This is a genomic window from Streptomyces sp. NPDC017056 (assembly GCF_044332485.1).
Lineage (GTDB): Bacteria > Actinomycetota > Actinomycetes > Streptomycetales > Streptomycetaceae > Streptomyces.
Genome location: NZ_JBIRPD010000017.1, coordinates 156,568 through 177,573, shown reverse-complemented (window position 1 = coordinate 177,573; position 21,006 = coordinate 156,568). Strand labels below are relative to the sequence as shown.

The following is a 21,006-nucleotide window of genomic DNA, read 5'->3' as shown; positions in this document are numbered from 1 at the left end:
CACGTCGCAACACCAGGTTCAGCGTTCAAGACAAGGCTTCCGCGACTGCGGTGAGGAGTGCCCCCTGCGGGGCCCCGGCCCCCCACCCACCGGACAGTGGGCGCGATCGCGCGCAGCGCGACCAGGCAAGCACAAAACCGCGCGCCAGCGCGCACCGCGCGAACGGCCTAAACCGGGACTACGCCTGCGAAGCAGGCTCCGCCCCCACACCCGCCAATACCTCCAGTATCTGCTCCCCATACTTCGCCAGCTTGTTCTCGCCGACGCCTCCCACCGAACCCAGCTCCGCCACGCTCGACGGTCGTAGCGTCGCGATTTCGCGGAGTGTCGCGTCGTGGAAGACCACGTACGCCGGCACCCCCTGCTCCTTGGCCGTGCGCCCGCGCCAGGCGCGCAGCTCCTCGAAGACCGGCAGGGCCTCCTCCGGCAGGTCCACCGGCACCCCCCGCTGCCCCTTCGCCGCGCCAGCGGCCTTGGCCTTGGACTTGGCCGCCTTCGTTTTTTCCGGCTCGCGGCGCATCAAGACCTCGCGCTGCCCCCGCAGCACCTCACCGCTCTCCTCGGTGAGCACCAGCGTGCCGTAGTCGCCCTCCACCGCCAGCAGTCCTTGCGCGAGCAACTGCCGTACGACGCCTCGCCACTCGGCCTCGCGCAGGTCTTCGCCGATCCCGAAGACGCTCAGCCCGTCGTGGTCGAACTGGATGACCTTCGCGGTTTTGCGTCCCATCAGGATGTCGATGATCTGGCCCGCGCCGAACTTCTGCCCGCGCTCCCGCTGCAACCGCACCACCGTGGAAAGCAGTTTCTGCGCGGCGACCGTGCCGTCCCACGTCTGCGGCGGTGCCAGGCACGTGTCGCAGTTGCCGCACGGGCCGCTCTGCTGCCCGAAGTACGCGAGCAGCCGCACCCGCCGGCACTCCACCGTCTCGCACAGCGCGAGCATCGCGTCGAGGTGGGCCGACAGGCGCCGCCGGTGGGCGTCGTCCCCTTCCGAGCCGTCGATCATCTTGCGCTGCTGGACGACGTCCTGCAGCCCGTACGCCAGCCATGCCGTGGACGGCTGGCCGTCCCGCCCCGCGCGGCCGGTTTCCTGGTAGTACCCCTCCACCGATTTCGGCAGGTCGAGGTGGGCGACGAACCGTACGTCCGGCTTGTCGATGCCCATGCCGAAGGCGATGGTGGCGACGACCACGACCCCGTCCTCCCGCAGGAAGCGCGCCTGGTGGTCCGCGCGTGTCCGTGCGTCCAGCCCGGCGTGGTAGGGGAGGGCGGTGATCCCGTTCTGTGCCAGGAACTCGGCGGTCTTCTCCACCGACGCCCGGGAAAGGCAGTAGACGATTCCCGCGTCACCGGCATGCTCGTCGCGCAGCAATTGCAGCAATTGCTTCTTCGGGTCGCTCTTGCCGGCGATCCGGTACTGAATGTTGGGCCGGTCGAAGCTGGCCACGAAATGCCGGGCCTTCTCCATGCCCAGCCGCGTGGTGATCTCGCGGTGCGTGGTTTCCGTGGCCGTCGCCGTCAGGGCCATCCGGGGCACCTCGGGCCACCGCTCCCGCAGCATGGACAGGGCGAGGTAGTCGGGCCGGAAGTCGTGTCCCCACTGCGCGACGCAGTGCGCCTCGTCGATCGCGAACAGCGAGATCTTGCCCCGGTCGAGCAGGCTGAGCGTCTGCTCGACCCGCAGCCGCTCCGGTGCGAGGTAGAGCAGGTCCAGCTCGCCCGAGAGGAACTCGGCCTCCACCAGCCGCCGCTCCTCCATGTCCTGTGTGGAGTTGAGGAATCCGGCCCGGACCCCCAGCACCCGCAGCGCGTCGACCTGGTCCTGCATCAACGCGATCAGCGGCGAGACCACGACGCCGACCCCGGGCCGCACCAGGGCCGGGATCTGGTAGCAGAGGGACTTTCCGCCACCGGTCGGCATCAGGACGACCGCGTCACCGCCCGCTATGACGTGGTCGATGATCGCCTGCTGTTCCCCGCGGAACGCGTCGTACCCGAATACCCGCCGCAGCACGCCCAGCGCGCCACTGGCGTCGTCCGCCGTTTCCCCGGCCCCGGAAACCATCTCCACCTCGCTCATACCAGCAGCGTACGAGCTACCACCGGCACCGCGCTCAAGCCTGTGGATAACCCCGCGCCGGACCGGCCTTCTCTGCTACCCCCATACAACGAAAACGCCTCCCCAGCGGTCTCATCAGGCGGCGGAGAACACCGGAAAATTCCTCCGTGAACCTCGTCACGCACCGCGTCATGCACCTCTCCACCTCTCCCCGAGACCCTTCCAGGGACGGAGACCCGCCCATGCGCACCATCACCGCGACCTTGGCCCTCACCGCCGCCACCCTCACGACCGCCATCCCCACGGCCTCGGCAACAGCTCCCGGCATTCCGCGCTGCACCGAGTCCGCGCTGACGACCAAGGCGTCCGTGATCGCCCCCACCCGCCCCGACGTACTCCGCGTCTCCACCACCAATCACACCCCCACCCCCTGCTTCATCGACCGCGTCCCCACCGTGACCTTCGGCGACCTGGACGGCGCCGCGCAGCCCGATCCGCCCACCGAGAGCGCTCCCTACCGCCTGGACCCGGGAGCCACCGCGTACGCGACCGTGCGTACCGTCACCGGCGGGCCCGCTCCCGCCGCCCGCACCGTCGGCTACGTCACCGTCGCCGCCGACCCCTCCCACCGCGGCCACCGCTTCGACGCCGCCGCCCTGGGCGCCCCGCCCACCGGCATCCGCGTCTGGTCACCGACCACGTCGTGGTGGCGCCCCACCCCCGCCTGACCCCTTGCCCCGCCACCCGCCTGCGACCCCGAAGTGCCCCTGATCGGAGGCGGGTTACGGCGAAGTACGCGTCCCCGCCTCCGTCATCCACCAAAGTGAGCGCATGAGTCTCACCACCGCCGGCGAGCCGCCGGGGCCCGTGCGCTTCTTCCTGCTGTGCGACCGCCAGGGCTGCGGCGCCCGCGCCATCCTCGACATGGTCGTCCCCGACCCGCCGCCGGACATCGAGAAGGACCTCTTCGGGCACCTTCTCCACAGCGCCAACACGGCTGCTCCACACATCGCCGACATGGGCTGGACGTACTACCAGGGCGACGGCTATTGGTGCCCGCGTTGTTCGACCCCGCGCTCGCAACGCCCCCGCCGAGGTCGCACCCGCTCTTCGTGACCCGCGGCCGCCCACTCCCTCGAACAGGTGTAACTGGCCGGTAGCACTCCGTAAGTTTTTGCCTTCTTTCGTTGCACGACTGAGCACTCTTGAACGCTATTGCGGTCAGAGAGCCCGAACCGGCTCTCCGGTGCCGGGACGAGCAGGCACCGTCCATCCCGACCGGAGGACCGAGGGTTCCGTGAACCTTGATCTCGTACGTGACTGGGCCGTGGCCGCCGTCGCGGCCCGCGTGTTCAGCGCCGACATACGAATGCTGCTGCGCCGCCTCGCCGCCGCCCAGGTGCTGGCCGGCGTCTCCGAACTCACGCGCACCGGCGCCGGTACCCGCACCCGCGCCTGCCCCCACCCCGCACGCGACCACGGCGCCGCCCACGGCTCGCAGCGCGACCTCGACATTCAGGAGGGCGAGCGCTGATGCCCGAACACAAGCCGACGCAGGCCACCCCCGTCACCGCCCCGGCCTCCGCCCCCTTCGGCCTGCCCGCCGACTTCCGCGCCTTCCACCAGCTCTACCGCGCCGGCTACATCCGGTACGCCGAACTCCACCTGAAATCACGCGCGGACGCCGAAGAAGCCGTTGACCTCGCCTTCGAGCAGCTCATGCTCTGCTGGCAGACCGTGCTGCGGCAGCCGGTCCCCGAGGCGTACGCCTGGCGGGTGGTGAAGAACCGCACCATCGACCACGCCAGGGCCCGTGGCCGGCGGCCGGTCGTCGTCGACGTGGCCGCCTTCGAGACCCACTCCCTGCGCCACTCGCTCGACCCCATAGGCGAGTTGGAGGAATCCCTCACCCTCTACCAGGCCGTCGGCGAGCTGCCCGACCGCCAGCGCGACGTCATGCTGCTGCGCTACGCACTCGGGTACGAGACCAAGGAGACGGCGCGCCTCATGGGCATCACCGAGGCCGGGGTCCGCTCGACCACCCGCCACGCACGCCGCCGACTGCGCCAGGCGTTCGGCCTGGAGGAAGGGGAAGACGATGCCCGCCTCACGGACTGACCTCGACGGGATCCTGGCCAAGGCGCGCCTTGCCACGCCCCCGTACACCCAGCGCGAACTGGACGCCGCCGAGCAGCGCTTGACGGCCCGTGTCACCGGCAGAATGCTCCACGGGGCCCTGAGCTTCGACGCGGCCATCCAAGCCCGCGTGGAAGCCGCCATCGGCCGTGACCGCACCACCAGCGAACGAGGCGAACCCGCCGAACAGCGTCAGATGGACGACGCCGCCCAAGACCTCCAGCGCTTGTGCGCCCTCGTGGTCGGCGAGCCCGACGCCCTGCACCAGATGTCCGTCTTCATCGGCGGCCGCGTCCTGGAACCCGACGGCGCCCGCGTACTGGCCTGCGTACTGCAACTGGTGGGGCGCGACGATTCGGCGCGCTTCTGGTGGCAGTACGCCGCCGGCGCCGGCGACACCTCCGCCGCCTACTGCCTCTACCTCCACCACCTCTCCCTGGCGGAGGTCGGCGAGGCCCACTGGTGGCACTCCCACGCCGACCCGGACCGCCCCGCCCGCCCCTCCGCCGACGCCTACGACCTGTTCATCTCCTGGGCCATCGACCTGGAGACAGCCCGGGAACCCGGCACCCCCGCGGCCACCACCGCAGCCGCCGTACTCGGCTACGTCTCCAACGCCATCCAATTCACCGACGACGCCGATCTGGATCTCCCCCTTCCGCCGAGCAACTTCGCCGAGCGTATAGAACAACTCACCACTCCCCATTCCGCTTGACCCCTTCGGGCAGGCAGTCCCGTCGCGATGCGGGTATGCGGGTATGCGGGCACGTGGATATGTGAGTATGTGGGTCGGAGAATGGCTGGAGCGGGAAAGAGTCGGCTTCGCTGAGAGACGTACCCGGCGAGTTCGAAAATTGCTGTCCGGCTGCAATTCATCGCCCCTCGGATGCTGCGGAACAGTTGCAGGACTCGTCGGTATGGTCATCACCAGTGGTCTCGTCGCCAGGGGCGTACTCCTGATTATCGACTGCGTGTCTCTCGGGCTCGCGTGAATGTCAGCCGAATACAAGAATTCAGGAAACGCGCCCCCGGCACCATGAGCCGCCTCGCAGTGGCCGCCTCGCAGTGGTCGCTTCGCAGGGGCGAACGCCTTGCTGCCGACGCGGAATGGTTCGAACAAACCGGTCATTTCCTACCGGTTGGGGCGGCGGACTACAGAGACGTGTGGTGCGCCTGATGTCTGCGTGAGCCCCCGTACGGGTGTGGCCGGAGCGGTGGTCCGCTGCTGATGGTGCCACCGGTCTTACGTCGCTTGCCGACCCGACCGGACGGTACGACGGTGTGGAAGATGCCAAAGTGCGGTGGCGGATGAGCCGGTAGGTGTGGACGCTGCTGCTCAGCCGCGCGACGCAGACGCGAACATCGTGACGCGTCACGAGTGTGTGCTGACCATGGTGCTGACCAGGTCCCACCCCGCCAGACGAAGATCCCCGCCTGTGCCGGCCGCTACTCGATCACCGCGACGGGCGTCCTTCACCCGCGGGGCGCCGCCGGGCTCCCGGTGGTCCCGTTCGCCGTGGTCTGCGAGCCCGTGGACCCCGCCGCACCTGCGACTTCGCCTGACGACGGCCCCTTCGCCGGATGAGGGCATTACACAAAACCGTGGGCCGATCAACGTCTCCACCTCGTCGGCGAATGGTGCTTGCGTGTCTCTCTGGCTCACCGTTACGATACCGCGGCAGAAGCGGGGGGAATTTCTTCAGCGTGTCGATCGAGGTTAAACGAGAATCGCTGCATCCGGGTTGCAGTGATCCCTCTCGACCGTTAGTTGATTCACTTATTCTCGCCTGGTCGCCGGCGGTAGCGCCGGGGCCGGGTATCTCATGACGGGGTTCCTTGGAAGATGGAGTGCGTCCATGCAGTCAAACAAATATTTACTCCTGCTCGGGGCTGACCAGTACCTTCGCGAGCGGGTCTTCTCGGGAGCGAAGCAGGCTACCGATCTCCCCGTCTGGGCAGCCACGGAAGATCCCGTACGCAAGCTGAACCGCACGTTTGACAACATGCTGGCGGCCGATCCCAAGGACCCGGAATCCCTGCTGAATGCCATCCGGGCGTATTCCGCCCGGGGCTGGGACCCCAGAATCGTCGTCCCGCTCAACGACTGGACGGTGGATTCGGCGAACACCGTGAACCGCGCCCTGGGGCTGGGTGGATTGGACGCCGCGACGGTGACCAACGCCCGGAACAAGTACGCCATGAAGCAGGCATTTCTGGCCGCCGGCGTACAGACTCCCCGTTCCCACCTGGTGCAGTCCGAGGAGGAGTTGCACGAGGCCATCGAGGCCATCGGACTGCCCGTGATCATCAAGCCGTACGACTTCGGCGGCAGCGGCGGAGTCGTCCTGGCCACCACGCGCGAGGAGGCGGTCGCCGGCCTCGCGGAGTCGAAGGCCGTCGTCGAGCAGTACGAATCGGCGTTCAACATCCTCGGCGACAAGTACCTTGTCGAGCAGTTCATCGACTCCGAGGACGAGATCTCCGTCGAGGTCCTCTGCGGCGCCGGCCGTGCCGAGGTGCTGGCCGTGACCGAGAAGTACCTCTCCCCACGCCCCTGGTTCGCCGAGGTCGCGCACCTGGTGCCGAGCCACCGCACCGGCGACCGGACGGTGGCCGACCTTGCCGTACGGGCCTGTGCCGCGCTGGGCATCGACCGGGGCCTCGCCCATGTGGAGATCAAGTTCGCCGCGGACGGTACCGCGTGGGTGATCGAGGTGGCGGCCCGGCCGGGCGGCGACGGAATCATGGACCAGGTCGAACGGGCCTATGAGCTCAACCCCTACCGGCTGCACATCGGCTCGTACCTCGGTACCGACCTCCTCGACGTCGTCGCCGGCGCGGAGCCCGCCAAGACCTCGGCCATCGCGTTCCTCAAGGCCGCCCCCGGACGCATCCAGGACGTCATGGACGGGAAGCCGCTGCCGCCCGAGGTGCGGAGCATCAACATCAGCGCCAAGCGCGGCGACGTGTCCCAGGCCGCCAAGAACTGGAGCGCCAGGGAGGGTCTCATCGAACTCGAATGGGACGAGCTGTTCAGCGAGAAGACCATGTTGCCGGTGACCATGGCGAAGGAACTGTCCGACCAGATCTTCGTGACTGGCGAGACGGTCGAAGAGTGAAGCGGTACACGTTCTACTCCGCTCTCTACCGATTCTTCAACGGAGTGGTGCTGCTGCTCCTGAACTGGCATATCGCCTCCGCGCAAGGAGGAGGCTACGACGCGCTCGCCATCTCGACCACGCTCTCCTTCGTACCCGCAATCTTCGTTCCCCTGCTGGTCCGCTTCAGCCCGATCACCGGCGGGGCCAGGATGACCGCCGCCGGACTCGCCGGGGTTGCTCTGACCCTGGTTCTGATAGCAGCCGGTTACGACCACGTGCCGGTGGTGGTCGGCCTGAACTTCGTGCTGTGGCTCTTCTTTTTCTTCCTGGAATCGACCTGGGAAGCGTGGTTCAACGACGAGGCGTCCGGGGTCGACAGTGCCACCCTGCGCAAGCACAGTTCGCTGACCATGACTGTCAATCAGGTCGCGCTCATGGTGGGCCCGTTGTTCGCACCGCTTTTCACGCGAGTGATCCCGGCCGAGTGGGTGCTGGTCGCCTGCGCCGCGCTGTTCGCCATTGTCGCGGTCATGAGCCTGGGATCGCACCGCACCGCGGTTTCCAAGGAGGAGGCACAGACGGAGGACGGCCCGAAGAGCGCGGGCGGTCTCAGCGTCCTGTACGTCTTCGCCTTCATGCTCGTCTGGCCCGTCCTGGGGACGTTCAACTTCATGCTGCCGTTGCAGGCCCTCGCCCACGACGGGAGCATGCTCACGGTCGGAATCCTGGACATGCTGCTCGGCATCGGGATGGCTGTCGCGGGAATCGCCCTGCACCGCTTCACGAAAAGCCTGGAAGTGCGTTGGGTGCTGACGGGGGCCGCCGTCGCGGTCGGCGCGGCGATAGCGATCTGGCTCTTCATTCCGGCATTCGGAGTGCCGCAGATGGTCGCCATCTTCGCCCTGGGGTGCGCATTCGGCTCCCTGCGGGTGATCCTTCGCGCGGAAGCGGCAACGGACTTCTCGCCGCGGCAGGTCGGCGCGATCGTGGCGAACGCGAACGCCTTCTCACTCGTACTGCTGGCCGCGGCCCTGGCCGGCGGGAGGTTCTTCTCCTCCCAGATCTGGCTGGCCCCGTTCGTACTGACACTGCTGCTCGTTCTCGCATTCCACAGAATCCGCAAGGCCCAGAGTAGTCGACTCATACTCACCGAGGTGTCCTGATGACAGTACTCACAGATTCCCGAGGCGTTCCGCAGCTGGTCGGACGACCGTCGGACATGGCGGGTGTCGAAAGCGCCATCGTGCAATTGGTGTCCATGAAACTGGACCACGAACGATGTCGTCCGACCGCTCAGCCCGCTCCGCCCGTCGCACTCCAGCTCATGCTCGCCCTGGACCTGCTGTGTTCCATGGAACGCCCGGCGGTCATGGAGGCCGCGGAGATCTGCGCCGCCATCACGAAGACCGAGCCGACCGAGGCGCGGACCAGGGCGATGCTCTCCGCCGTCGAATTCTGGACGGCCGGGGACCTGACCGCCGCCCGTAACGGCTTCCAGGCCATCGTCGACACGTATCCAGGGGATGCCGTGTCGGTCTTCGTCGTCCACATGCTGGATTTCTACATCGGCGACCGGGCGCACATGCTGGCGTCGATATCCCAGGCCGTCGGGTTCTTCGCCGACGACGACCCGGCCATCGGCTACCTGCACGGCCTGCACGCGTTCTCGCTCGAAGAGAACGGCCTGATCGACGCGGCGATGGAACGCTGCCGGGTCGCCCTGGACCGGAACCCGGACGACATCTACGCGATGCACGCGATGGTGCACTGCCTCTACGAGACGGGCCGCCACGAAGAGGGCGCCCGCTACATCCGGGAGTACATGCGCAGCAGGGACGGCTCGACTCCCATGCGTATCCACATCTGGTGGCACTACGCGCTGTTCGAGCTCTACGCGGACAACATCCAGGAAGTACTGGCGTGTTACCGCATCGGCATCCGCCGTAAGACGTCCCCGCGGTCGACCGAGGACCTGGACGCCGTCACGATGCTCTGGCGTCTTGCCCTCATCAAGCCGTCGCTCGACCTCGACGCCTATTGGCGTTCGCTCTTCCAGGACTGGGAGCCCTACCTGGAGGAGAACTGGTACCTCTTCAACGACTTCCACGCGTACATCACCTACTGCCAGGTCGGTGAGTACGACCGCGCCGACGCCCTCCTGAAAGCGGTTCTGGCGCGCGGCACGGACGTATCCGAGGAAATGGTCGACATCTTCCTCGGCTTCCGGTCCTTCACGACCGGTGACTACGCGGACGCCGCGACCCGGCTGGCCCGGTCCTTCCACCACTCGTTCTCGATGGGCGGCAGCAACGCCCAGCGCGACGTCGTGGAACTCACCGGTATCGAGGCCGCCATCCGCGCCCAGAACTACGAGCTCGTCCAGCGCATTCGCGAGACCGGCAGAGTCTTCCGTCATCAGAGCGCCGTACTCCAGGAGTACAAAAACCGTCTGGCGGCTCTGCGCACATCCGCAATCCACGCATAGGGGATACCGAAGTGAGTCTCTACCAAGCAATTCTCGACGAAGCCGCACCCGAGGGGCTGCGCCTGACCACGATCGAACTCGCCGACCGCACCACCGTGTGGCAGCTCGACGGTTCGGCCGGCTTCGCCGCAAAGGTGACCCAGGGGCGAGCGGCGATATTCGTATGCGAAAAGGCCGCCGCGCTGACACTGGACGCACTGAGAGAGTGTTGCGCGCCCTTCGGGGTGGGCGAAGTGGTCGAGTGCGACGAGTCGCAGTACGTGCTGGCGATCGGGCTTCTCGACGACACCAAGCTCATGGTGCTGGGCGCGGACACGGACGTCACCGTCTCGCCGGTGGAGTTCTCGCCCACCAGCGACGACGTCCGCAGCATCGTCGGTTCGCTCGACGACTACTACTTCGGCTACGAGGACCGCTACCGGACCGTCTACGAGAACGGCGCCCACCTGTGGGAGTCGGCGGAGCCGAACGCCTCGCTCCTCCAGATGACCCGGGAGCACCCGGACGTCTTCTCCGGCAAGATCATCGACCTGGGCTGCGGCGAAGGCCGCGACTCCCTCTACCTGCTGTCCCAGGGCCACGACGTCGTCTCGGTCGACGTGTCGCACTCCGCCCTGGACCGCGCCCGTGAGCGCGCCACCGCCGCGAACCTGGACGCCTCGGGCTTCATGGAGCGGGACATCATCTACCTCCGCGGCTTCGACGAGAACAGCTTCGACCTCGCCATGAACATGGGCTGCCTCCACATGCTCGTCGACGAGGACCAGCGGGCCCGCCACATCTCCCGCGTCTTCGACATCCTCCGCCCCGGCGGCCACTTCGTCGTGGACCACTGCGCGAGCGAGTGGGGCAAGGGCTTCTTCTCCGTCCCGGACTACGCGGAGGTCGCCGAGGACTTCGTCCCCGGCCGCGTGATCTCCAGGAGGATCCGGGCCGCGGACGGCGAGAAGAGCATCGGCCTGGAGGTCCTCCCCTTCTCGGAGCGCTCCGGCGACGCCCTGGTCGAAGAGATCAGCCGGCACGGCTTCCGCCTGGTGGACAGCACGTACACCAACACCGAGGCCTTCGGCTCCTCGACGATGCTCCTCTTCCGCAAGCCCTGACCAACCACCCACGGCGGGTCCCCGGCCCCCCTCCGGGGACCCGCCACCCCGGCCCGGCAGGAACGGCACAACAAAAGGCCCCGGAGCTCGATCGCTCCGGGGCCTTCACGCCGGTGCCCCCGGCAGGATTCGAACCTGCGACACCCGCTTTGGACGCCATTTCGTTTGGTGTGATCTTGCGGCAGTCTGGGATGGTGACTGCCCCTCTTGTCGAGCGGATGGTGCCGGACAGCCTGTGGGAGCTGTTCGAGCGCGTGGTGCCGCCGGCGCCGGAACGACCGCAGGGCGGTGGCCGACGTCGGCGCGGGGACCGCGAAGTGCTGGCCGCGATCATCTTCGTGGCCACCTCGGGCTGCACCTGGAATCAACTGCCGCCGGGCTTCGGCTTGTCAGGTGTGACCGCCTTCCGGTGGTTGACCGAGTGGAGCGAGGCCAGAGTGTGGGCCAAGCTCCATCGCCTGGTCCTGGACGAACTCGGTGCCCGGGGCGAGCTGGACTGGTCGCGGTGCGCGATCGACTCCGTCAGTGTCCGGGCCCTCAAAGGGGGCAGCTGACGGGACCGAATCCGACCGACCGTGGCAAGAAGGGATCGAAAATCCACCTCATCGTCGACCGTCAGGGCCTGCCCCTGTCGATCGGCATCTCGGCTGCCAACCTCCACGACAGCCAAGCCCTCGTCCCGCTGGTCCGCGGCATCCCGCCCCTACGCTCCCGTCGCGGCCCACGACGTCGGCGGCCCGGCAAACTGCACGGCGGCAAGGGCTACGACTACCGCCACCTGCGCCGATGGCTCGCTTCCCGCGGCATCCGGCATCGCCTCGCCCGCAAAGGCATCGAGTCATCCCGGCACCTGGGCCGGCACCGCTGGGTCGTAGAGCGGACCGTGTCCTGGTTGTCCGGCTGCCGCCGTCTGCACCGCCGCTACGAACGCAAGGCGGAACACTTCCTGGCCTTCACCGCCATCGCCGCAACCCTCATATGCCACCGCCGCCTGGCCAAATGAAATGGCGTCTAAGACGGTTTCCTATGTGGTGAGGCGGAGTAGTACTTCAGCATGGGGCAGGGAACGTGAAGTTGGATCGTTCCGGACGGGCTGTGGGAGATCGCGAAGCCGTTGCTCCCGCCGCCGAGAGTGCGACCGCAGGGCGGCGGGACCTCGGATACACCTGATGAGACGCTGTTCGCCGCCATCATCTATGTGCTGGTCACCGGATGCGCCTGGCGGCACCTGCCGCCGTGCTTCGGAATCTCGAAGTCGACTGCTCATCGGCGGTTCCTGATCTGGTCCAGAGCCGGCGTCTGGGGCCGGCTGCACGAGGCCGTGCTCCACCCACTCGATGACGCCGGCCTTATCGACGTCACCCGCGTGGTGCTCGACACCGCCCACGTCCGCGCTACAAGGGGGGTGAACACACAGGTCCGAGCCCTGTGGACCGGCGCAAGCCGGGTACCAAGATGCACGTCCTGTCGGACGCGAACGGACTGCCCCTGGTCGTCGGGATCTGTGCGGCGAACGTCCACGACAGCGACGGACTGAAGCCGATGGTGGCGGGACTCCACACGCAACACGACCCGCACCGCGGCCGCTACTTCAAGCCCCAACGCCTCCCTGCGGACAAGGCATACGACGTCCCCATCCTGCGGCGATGGCTCTGGGGCAAACACATCGGCGTCCGTGTCGCACGCAAGGGCATCGAATCCAGCGAACGACTGGGGCGGCGCAGGTGGGTGATCGAGCGGACCTTGTCATGGCTGACCGGCTACCGCCGCCTCAGCCCCCGCTACGAACGCCACCCCTCCAACTACCTGGCCTTCCTCGGGCTGGCAGCCGCCCTGTGCTGCTACAAGCGACTACTCCGCCTCACCACATAGGACAACGTCTAATTAGGAGTGGGATTGGATCCTTGCCGGGGGCCGTGTGCTGCCATCGGGCGCTATTTGGCCTGATCAGCGCCCTGCGGGGTCGTGCGGGGTCCCACTTGGGATGCGCTGCGCTGGACCGTCCGCTCACGCATGTGAGTACGGGGGCCGGTGACCTGACCGACTGAGCGCCAGGGCCCGGCCGTGTCCGCAAAGTGTGCAAGAACACGCGAAGACCTCGATCTGAGACCCGGCCCGCCAGATTTGACGCTGTCAAGTCATTGGCGATGTCAGTAGCTTCCGATAGCCGCCGTCACAGAATTCTGCATTTCTAGATAGGGCACGATAAAGTGCCGCCTTCCAGTGATTTATGCCCTTCCTTTCGGCTCCCCGAGCCAAGGCTCTAAGAGTTGATCGCAGCCCTGAATCGCCGGAGGAAGCATATGTTTCATCATATAGATCAATTTGGTCCGTTAGCTCGGCTACGGCCTCCATCTGGTAGAAATCAAAAAGGTCAAGTATATTGTACTGCTTTTCGATTCTCCCGAAGGTGAGATTGTCGATTTTGTCGGAGCGATGCAAAGAGTATCCGATCGAGACGGTGTTGTCGACCTCTATTTCTGCGACTACTGTCTCAATGTCTGGGAATTCGTCGAAGTATGCGTGAAACATGAGCAATCCGTCTGCCCTGCCGCACTCGTCGCCCTTTAGTCGATTACACCTTTCGCAAACAGGGATAAGATTGTCGGCCAGGATTGAATACTCTGGGAAGTCATTCTTTGGGAGGAAGTGATCGAGGGCGCAGACCTGGGCTCTTTCGCACAGCGGGCACCGAGAGTTGCGGGACAGTGCTGTCCGGAAGATCGAGTTTCTGAGATCTTCCAGGGGGCGGCCCCTGTCTAGAAGTGCGTAATTCCCCAGAAGGGCCTTGGTGAGCACATCGGAACCGTTGGAAAGCGACTTAAACCGGCGAATATCTCGCAGAACGTACTCGTAGTCGCCGTAGGCGCCGATGATTCCTGCGCGTACTCCCATGAGGACACGTTGAGAGGATGGTCGCCTCCGGCTCACAGCGAGATCGAGATCAGCCAGGCCGTCTCTGTCCGGGCGGGGGAGCCGAATCATCTACCGGGCCGATCGCGACTGATGCTCGCCAGGTAAGAAATGGACTGCGCGCTCATCTCCCCGTCGAACAGCTCCATGATCTCATCTAGGTGCAAACTCTCCTGCATGGATCGGAGAGTTGAGTGATAGTCGGTCGCACTGCTGTCCAAGTTGAATACGTGGCGTGTGAGCAGTCCTACATTCTCTGCGAAAGTTTCGATCTCCGGAGTGGCAACGAGTGTGAGATCTCCGAATCGCTGTAGGACCCTGACGTAACGTCTGGGGACTTCCTGGAGTAGGACTGGTGAGTGCGTCGCCATCACGGCGTAGGAGTTGAATTGATCCAGGGATATGTTGATGCTCTTGAGCAGGGCAGCCAAGAGCGGAGGGTGCAGGTGGGATTCGGGTTCGTCGATGAGAACCAGTGATCCGGGCTCCAGGTGGGCCACAAGTTGCACTACAATGTTGAGGACGAGTTTGTGTCCGGTGCTGAGGCCAGAAAAGGAATCTCGCCACGAATCGCTATCGAAGGTGAAGGTTTCGGACAACTCGACCCGTTTGAACGAGGGTTCTCGACTCAGCGAAGAAAGGGCTGCCGCCAGTCTTTGTTTACGCTCGGGTGTACTAGCCCTAACGAGGGCGGACATGATGTCACCCTGGATCTCCTCGGCGCCTTTTAGTGACCCGATGCGAGAGGCGTCGGGACCAAGACTGCGATCGTATCTCCGAAGGCCGCAATAGGTGTATCCGGAGACCTCTCCACTGGTTTCCAGCCGATCCTCTTCCTGACGGTTCTTCCCTGGCAGGTCGAACGTGTCGAAAGCGCTGTAAGAGATGGCTATAACCGAGGAGAATCGTGGCGCACCGGCTCCTTCGGGGAATTCTCCGTACCGCCGGATGAAGCTTTCGTCGGATCGGTCGGCGAGGTCTGCATGCGCAGCGTTGGCTAGGTTGGCAAGGAGCTGCGTTTTTCCGCATCCGTTGTAACCTACCACGACGTTGACGCGGCCAGGCAGAGGGTGGCGATCCGCGAATCCGAAGTGAATGGAGAAGGGATCCCCGCCGACACTCGTTCTGAACGTGAACGCGAGCGCACTGTCCCGTGGAGTTATCGCTCCTCCGAACAGGGCTGTGGCATCTCTTAATGCGAGTTCGGCGTTCCCATAGCGTAAGAGTGAGGCTGCCATCGTCGGTTCGTTGGCGAACGATTCTCTGAGTGATGGGTCGATAACGATATCGCGGAGCCCGAACAGAATACTGTCGCGCAATTCACCTGGAAGTCCGTGCAGCGCTTCGTAGTAGGAAAATGCCTGACCAAGTGAGCAGTAACTGTCATCGAGTTGGACGAAGCTATTAGGGATCTGAGTGACGCCGCCCCGCTGCCCCCTCTTTATGATCTTGACAGATCCCAAGTCGATGGACGCCTCTGTCTGAGACGGGTACAGATAAGCATCGAACATGGTTTGGAATCCGAAATCATCCCAGAGGTCGCGCCGGAGGACAAGTGCCGGAAGACTGGACGGCACGGTGAAGCCCGCGCTGCGAGGCACTACAAGAAAATGCATCAGCGTACTTTCCAGACGTGTGTCCATCAGAACCGATATAAGCGAACTGCTAGGTGTCGAGCCAGGGAGAGTCGGCGGCAGCGGGTAGGGACGCAGAATGGCCCTGCCCGCTGCCTGAGCGGTCAGTCAAAGAGGCTCTGTAGTCTCGACTCGATCCAGCCAGGCCGTCGAAGCAGCTCGAACGTATCGACCGCGACGACCACGCGCTGTGGCGGTTCGCTGCCCGGGACCGGATTCTCGAACGACTCGAACACCTCGAAGCCCTCTGCTTCCAGTGAGGCCAGAGCCCGGGCCACACGCTTCGAGCGGGCGGGACCGGTCCAGGACTCAAGAGGATGGGTGATGAGGACAGCGAGATCCTCGTACTGGTTGTCTTTCAGGACTGGCAGGCCGTGGGAGGAATCGGCCTTCCAGTGCGAGAAGCTTCTGGCGAATTGCTCGACACGCTCGAACGCATAGTCCTCCTCAGCGGTGAAGTCCGGGTTGCCCCCATCGAGCAGTTCGATCATCTGTGTGGCAAGGCGCCAATCGAGCAGCGGGTGGTAGGCGCTGTTGCTGTAGTCCCGCAGGCAGTCGTAGCAGGACGAGTCGCATGGCCCGGCCTTCAAGTTGCCGGAGCGGTGTCGGGTGAGATCGGCTGCGACCTCCCGCGCGGCGAGCAGGAAGTCGGTAGGGTGCTTCCCCAGCCAGGTCGAATATCCGGCGCCGTTCTCCAAGGTGTCCGAGAGGAAGACTCGTGCCTTGACACTGCCCTCTTCTTCTACTCGGTCGGGATACAGACCCGCCGAGAGTTCTCTTCCGTCAATGTCCAGTAGCCTGACGGCAGCGAGTTTGAAAACCGTCCCGAGTGAGAGCCAAGCAGCCCTTGCGGCCATGCGTCTTGGGTCGAGGGCCAGATCGGTGGGTTGCTCGCGGAGGCCGACCAAAAGAACGTCGGTGAGTTTCACTGAGGCCAGTGCCAACTTTTCTTCATTGCTGACCGAAGGTTGTGTGGGCAGGCCCAGATCTCTCGCGCGGTCGGCATCGGTCAGGAGTTTTGTGTCCAGCAGACCGTCGTGTCCCTTGACCTTGCCGAACTGGTACCCCTCGCCAGTTCCTGCGTTGACCACCACGATGCGTCCTTGGCCACTCCTGAATTCAGCGGCCTTAGTGCAGCGTGGGACGAGCGCTGATGTTCTGTCGAGGGTGAGGCGCGCGGAAAACGCGCGTGGTGTGAACTCGAAGGTGCCGTCGTAATCCTGAGCCTTGTAGCTGGTACGAAATCCGAGCGGCTGACACGACGGGAGCATCCGGTAGTCGCCAGCTTCTCCTGCGGTGGCCCCACACACAGGACACGAATGCTCGGATTCGCGGAGATTGACGGAGAGGCACTTGGTACAGACGCCCACCATGAGGCGATCACTGTCCGGAGCCTTGCCGGGCAGCCACTGCCCGCCCGCGGGCTCGTACGTCACGAGGCCGACTGCTGTGTGCAACGCCTTATCCTTGACCACTTCACCGCCGGGCGCCCACTCCGAGATGGCGATGTCGATGTCCCGGTCGATGACGTCGGTGAGTTCTGGTCCGTGCGGCCTCTGATGATGCAGGTTGCGAACCCGTGTGGGGAATCCGAACATGGGGAGCACTCCGCGCTCCGCGAGCGACTGGCTGAGCGGTCCCGCGTCCGGCGCGTTCGTCACCACCACCTCGATCTCGGAGTAGAGGCGGGAAGTAGCCCAGGAGACCAGATCATCCAGCGAAGGCGCGCCTGGAGACGCCCCTTGCAGGAGTACCTGGCCCGCGTGTCTCTTAGCGATGTCGTTCCCGGCCAGCCAGGTACGGATGCCATCCCGCACCAATAGCCATCCGCTGACGGTCCCGAATGGCCCGTGGACATTGCGTCCCGGCTCCCAGTCGGACGTTCCCTCGACCGACCGGAAGGCGAGAGTCAGCAGGCTTGCGGCGTAGCAACGGAGCAGGATCTCCAGGCGATCGAGATCCACGTATGGGCTCGGCGAGGGATCGCCGGTGATCCGATGGGGGTGCTGGAAGTAGTGGTCGTCATGGGTCCTGGTGCCTCGGCACAGTGTCAGGGCGATGGACAGGTGATCGAGCCGGCGGCCGGCCCGGCCTACACGCTGCTGGTAGTTGAAGCGCTGTGGTGGCATGTTCGCCATTACCACCGCGCGGAGCGCGCCGATGTCGACGCCGGCCTCCATCGTGGTGGTGACACTGAGCAGGTCGACCTCATCGACCAACTCGATGTCCTTCCCGCTCAGAAAGACTGACTGGAAGAGGGCTTGCCGGGCCTGCGCGTCGTCGTTGTCGGTCTGGCCCGTCAGCTCTTCGCAGTGGAGTCTGAAGGGGGTTCCGGCCTCGCGGGCCAGGAAGGTGTAGTAGTCGTCCAGGGTGACGGAATCCGGGTCGAGGGGTTCGGCAACGAGATGTGAGCTGAGGCAGAAGGCACAGACGCCGGCGGAGCCGTGCAGGTGCCTTCTGGTACAGCGTTCACAGCGCCATTCCGTTCCGTCGGCCAGGACGATCCTGACCTTCTGCCCTTCGATCCGGGGCTCGACGTCGCTCAGACCCAGTGCATTCTTTACCTCTTGGACCAGTGCGTCCGAGAATACGGCGTGACGTCGTGCGACGGCGTTGATGTACTTTCTCGCTGCTGTGTGCAGATTCGCTGGCGGCTCAGGCCGCTGCTCCTGAAACTGGCGGCGCACACCCAGCAGCCTCAGCGTGGACAGGCACACCTGGTGGAAGACCTCTTCATCGAGCAACCGGCTCTTGAAGGTGATGTCCTGAGAGGCGTGGCCGATGCCGAGCGATTCCAGGTCACGGCCGCCTCCCGCGAAGACCGCCTGCTGGACCTGTGCTTGCACTGTCCGGTGAATTTCGGAACTCAAGACGCGCAGATCGTTGGTGAGGGAAGCATCGGGCAGTTGGACCGGGACGCCACTGGTCCAGTCGTAGAGATTGGTCCAGCTCCGTGACTCGGTGCTTGCGCTCAGCGAGAACGAGGGCCCACCGGGATGCACGCCGTATGTGACTGCTTGCGAGCTGACTCCGTTGCCGAGTTCGACAAGTGTCGGGCCCTTCTGCTGGGCCCGGTAGTCCGCCAGCACGCGTTCGTGATCGGGGGTGAGGTTGTCGTGAGCCAAGGCGACCACTGCTGCAACCAGATCGGGTGAACCAGTCGCTGTGAGCTGGGTTAGCGCGGCCTGGCCTGCCTGGTTCCCCTTGAAGAACTCTGCTGCCCGGGCCACGAGATCCGTCGGATGATCGAGGGCGGCAATCACGAGCTGCCTGACCAAGTCCTGATAGTGCGACCGCTCCAGGCCCGCCGAGATGCGGGCCGCGTCCTGTCGGCTGTCCGAGAAGACGACGATCTTCGTCTGCAGCTGTCTCTTGAGGGCATCGGTCAGGACCTGGTTGGACTTCTCAAAACCTGTACCCATGGTGCGGATGGGGGACCTGGACCGCGACGGGTCCTCGAACTGGCGAACGTTCTTAAAGATCTCCTTGTCTTCCCCGCAGCAGGGGCAGACCGTGGGAAAGGCGCGGACTTTACCGAGGTGGTTCTGCGGTTGGCTCTGTGCCACCAGCAGGTATCCGTTGATCTCCTCGTCCGGGTAGCTGCCAACCTTGCCGCTCACGGGATCCAGCACGGCCGGAACAAAGGTGAACGTGTACTCCGTCCGATTCTTCGCCCCCGGTCGGCCACCCTTGTGTTTGTGCGGCGATATGTCGAGATCGGAGCGTTCCCCCGCAGTGGGCAGAAAGACGCTGTACACATCTGCGGTGCGATCGAGACGCGCTTTGTCCGGGAGGGATTCGAGATCGGTTGCGGTGGAGACCAGGTAGCGCCTGGTGGGATCAGGGCCGATGGTCGGAGAATTGAATCCGCCGAGGAAGACATCTCCGCACGTGTCGCAGTACAGTAATTCCAGGACGCGAGCGCCACATTCACAGGCATACCTGGGCCGACTGTAGAGCTTTCCGACTAGCCGGTCCGCCGATGACTCCGCGGTGTGTGGTTGTACCTTGGAGCAGTTGCGATCCGCGCATGCCCACATGCCGGTGACGTTTCGGAAGAACAGATGGAGCCGGAATCGCGAGCCGGTATCCGCCTCTCCATCGAGGCGCGAGATGAGCGCGTCGGTGGCCTTCAGAGCCTTGTCGGGTGCGAGGCAAGGGAAGAGCTTGGCGGCTACATCGGTCAGGGGCTTCGCTCGAGGGGAGTCATCCTCGTCGCTCACGCTGAACGCGGCCTGGAGCGCCGCGTGCCGGTCAGGCAGAGGCGGCAGGGCACCTGTTCCTTGGCCAATGGTGTCTGCCCAGGGCATGAGATCGGTCCTGCCCTTGGTCCGGACGCGTTCACCGGCCAGCACGGAGAAGCGATCGGCTGACCGTCCGAAGAAGTCGCTCAGAAACTTCCGGTCCACCGGGTTTTCCGGATCCATAGAAGCGGAGGTGGCGATCACGGACAGCTGGTCGGAATCGGTGGACAACCCGAGCCGGTCGATAAGCTTGCGTAGGAGGTAGGCGACCTCAGTGCCCTGAGTTCCCCTGTACATGTGGAGTTCGTCCACGACCAGGCTGAAGACGTGGTCCTTGGAACTCTTCAGCCAGTCACGGGTCCGGTCGAAGATGGGATCTTCGTCTCGGCGCATGAGCATGATGTTGAGCATGCTGTAGTTGGTGATGAGGATGTCCGGCGGAGCGACCTGCATGTCCCAGCGAGAACGCATTTCGGCCCCGAAGGGGCGCTGAAGGAAGTAGCGGGCTTCCTCGTCCTCCACAAGGCCGTCCGCGATGCGCTGCTCCAGTTGGCGGCTTCGGTCCTCCATCGAGGCCAGAGTTCTGCGCAACTCCTTCATTTTGGAGGAGTTCGGGTTGGAAGCTAGCTCCAGCGGGCCGGCAACCGGAGTGCGGCCGGTGTAGCGTCCGAAGTGGAAGCGGTTGCCGGCACGGTGCCTGTCGAACCAGTCGCGTACGTCTGGTGCATCCAAGCTACGCCGCAACCTGATCAGCTGGTCCTCCACCAGCGCGTTCATTGGATAGAGGAACATGGCGCGCATGGCCGAGGGGCGACCGCTTCCGCGGCGCTGAGCTTTCCAGTGCTGTGACGTGCGCCACCAGGGGTGCTCGGTACCCTGGGGCCCTGCCGGTGCCCACTGACGGGATTCATTGGTCAGCCTGGCCAGCACCGGGACGAGGAAGGCTTCGGTCTTTCCGGAACCGGTTCCGGACGTCACCACGATGTCCCGTCCGCGGTTGTTTGCCCTCAGCGCGTCCGCCTGGTGGGTGTAGAGCCTGGGGATTCCTCGGAGGAGACCGGCTCCTAGAAGTCCGGCGAACTCCGGAATCCCTATTTCCGCCGTCAACTCTTCCAGGGCCTGGGCTGACTGCACGTATTGAGGTAACAGCTCCAGATACGGCTCCTGAAAGAGAACCCCGGGAGTACGGAGTAGCTCTCTGAGTTCCTCGCCCACCGAAGAGTCGCGAAGGGAGTAGGCGGTGTCGTAGTACCGCTGGAAGTACTCGGCAAGTCGGCCGTGGACGGCCGACGGAGAGATGCCAGACATCAAGATCCTCACGGGGTCCGGAC

The 21,006-nt window shown here is 65.0% G+C and carries 15 protein-coding genes; 11 read left to right on the top strand and 4 right to left on the bottom strand.

Features of this window, described 5'->3' with window-relative positions; all coding sequences use genetic code 11:
- Positions 1–178: 178 nt before the first annotated feature.
- Positions 179–2,080, bottom strand: a complete 1,902-nt coding sequence (gene recQ, locus ACH4OW_RS28815) for a DNA helicase RecQ (RefSeq protein WP_398030624.1) — start codon at positions 2,078–2,080, stop codon at positions 179–181.
- A gap of 221 nt (positions 2,081–2,301) precedes the next feature.
- Between recQ and ACH4OW_RS28810 the strand changes: the two genes are divergently transcribed.
- From ACH4OW_RS28810 to ACH4OW_RS28760, 11 genes are all read left to right on the top strand, one after another.
- Positions 2,302–2,787 carry a DUF4232 domain-containing protein gene (locus ACH4OW_RS28810; RefSeq protein ID WP_398030623.1) on the top strand — a complete coding sequence of 162 codons (486 nt, stop codon included), beginning with the start codon at positions 2,302–2,304 and terminating at the stop codon, positions 2,785–2,787.
- A gap of 103 nt (positions 2,788–2,890) precedes the next feature.
- On the top strand, positions 2,891–3,175 hold the full coding sequence (locus tag ACH4OW_RS28805; RefSeq protein ID WP_360129590.1) for a hypothetical protein: 285 nt from the start codon (positions 2,891–2,893) through the stop codon (positions 3,173–3,175).
- Between the two features lie 181 nt (positions 3,176–3,356).
- Positions 3,357–3,593 (top strand): hypothetical protein, encoded by a 237-nt coding sequence (locus tag ACH4OW_RS28800; RefSeq protein ID WP_360129587.1) that lies wholly within the window; start codon positions 3,357–3,359, stop codon positions 3,591–3,593.
- On the top strand, positions 3,593–4,177 hold the full coding sequence (locus ACH4OW_RS28795; protein ID WP_360129584.1) for a sigma-70 family RNA polymerase sigma factor: 585 nt from the start codon (positions 3,593–3,595) through the stop codon (positions 4,175–4,177). The genes ACH4OW_RS28800 and ACH4OW_RS28795 overlap by 1 nt, the downstream gene beginning before the upstream one ends.
- Complete coding sequence (locus ACH4OW_RS28790; protein ID WP_398030622.1) at positions 4,158–4,910, top strand: hypothetical protein; 753 nt, start codon at positions 4,158–4,160, stop codon at positions 4,908–4,910. Before ACH4OW_RS28795 ends, ACH4OW_RS28790 begins: the two co-directional genes overlap by 20 nt.
- A gap of 1,141 nt (positions 4,911–6,051) precedes the next feature.
- Positions 6,052–7,314, top strand: coding sequence for an acetyl-CoA carboxylase biotin carboxylase subunit family protein (locus ACH4OW_RS28785; protein WP_398030621.1), 1,263 nt, complete (start codon positions 6,052–6,054; stop codon positions 7,312–7,314).
- Positions 7,311–8,459, top strand: a complete 1,149-nt coding sequence (locus ACH4OW_RS28780) for an MFS transporter (RefSeq protein WP_360129576.1) — start codon at positions 7,311–7,313, stop codon at positions 8,457–8,459. The genes ACH4OW_RS28785 and ACH4OW_RS28780 overlap by 4 nt, the downstream gene beginning before the upstream one ends.
- Entirely contained in the window at positions 8,459–9,781 is a 1,323-nt protein-coding gene (locus ACH4OW_RS28775) for a hypothetical protein (RefSeq protein ID WP_398030620.1), read from the top strand. Before ACH4OW_RS28780 ends, ACH4OW_RS28775 begins: the two co-directional genes overlap by 1 nt.
- 11 nt (positions 9,782–9,792) lie before the next feature.
- A complete protein-coding gene (locus tag ACH4OW_RS28770) occupies positions 9,793–10,884 on the top strand; it encodes a class I SAM-dependent methyltransferase (protein WP_398030619.1) in 1,092 nt (363 codons plus the stop codon).
- Positions 10,885–11,075: 191 nt separating this feature from the next.
- A protein-coding gene (locus ACH4OW_RS28765; RefSeq protein ID WP_398030638.1) for an IS5 family transposase occupies positions 11,076–11,887 on the top strand; the annotation gives its coding sequence in 2 pieces (ribosomal slippage) (positions 11,076–11,433 and positions 11,433–11,887; 813 coding nt in all).
- 75 nt (positions 11,888–11,962) lie between these two features.
- Positions 11,963–12,756, top strand: a protein-coding gene (locus ACH4OW_RS28760) for an IS5 family transposase (RefSeq protein ID WP_398030637.1) whose coding sequence is annotated in 2 segments (ribosomal slippage) — positions 11,963–12,281 and positions 12,281–12,756 — 795 coding nt in all. Because the reading frame shifts where the segments join, the coding sequence is not laid out codon by codon here.
- A 261-nt stretch (positions 12,757–13,017) separates the two neighbouring features.
- Here the strand turns inward: ACH4OW_RS28760 and ACH4OW_RS28755 are convergent.
- The 3 genes from ACH4OW_RS28755 to ACH4OW_RS28745 form a co-directional block, all read right to left on the bottom strand.
- Positions 13,018–13,779: an HNH endonuclease gene (locus ACH4OW_RS28755; protein WP_398030618.1), complete on the bottom strand. Its 762-nt coding sequence runs from the start codon at positions 13,777–13,779 to the stop codon at positions 13,018–13,020.
- 86 nt (positions 13,780–13,865) lie between these two features.
- Positions 13,866–15,440 (bottom strand): AAA family ATPase, encoded by a 1,575-nt coding sequence (locus ACH4OW_RS28750; protein WP_398030617.1) that lies wholly within the window; start codon positions 15,438–15,440, stop codon positions 13,866–13,868.
- 95 nt (positions 15,441–15,535) lie between these two features.
- Positions 15,536–20,983, bottom strand: a complete 5,448-nt coding sequence (locus ACH4OW_RS28745; RefSeq protein WP_398030616.1) for a DEAD/DEAH box helicase — start codon at positions 20,981–20,983, stop codon at positions 15,536–15,538.
- Between the last annotated feature and the right edge of the window lie 23 nt (positions 20,984–21,006).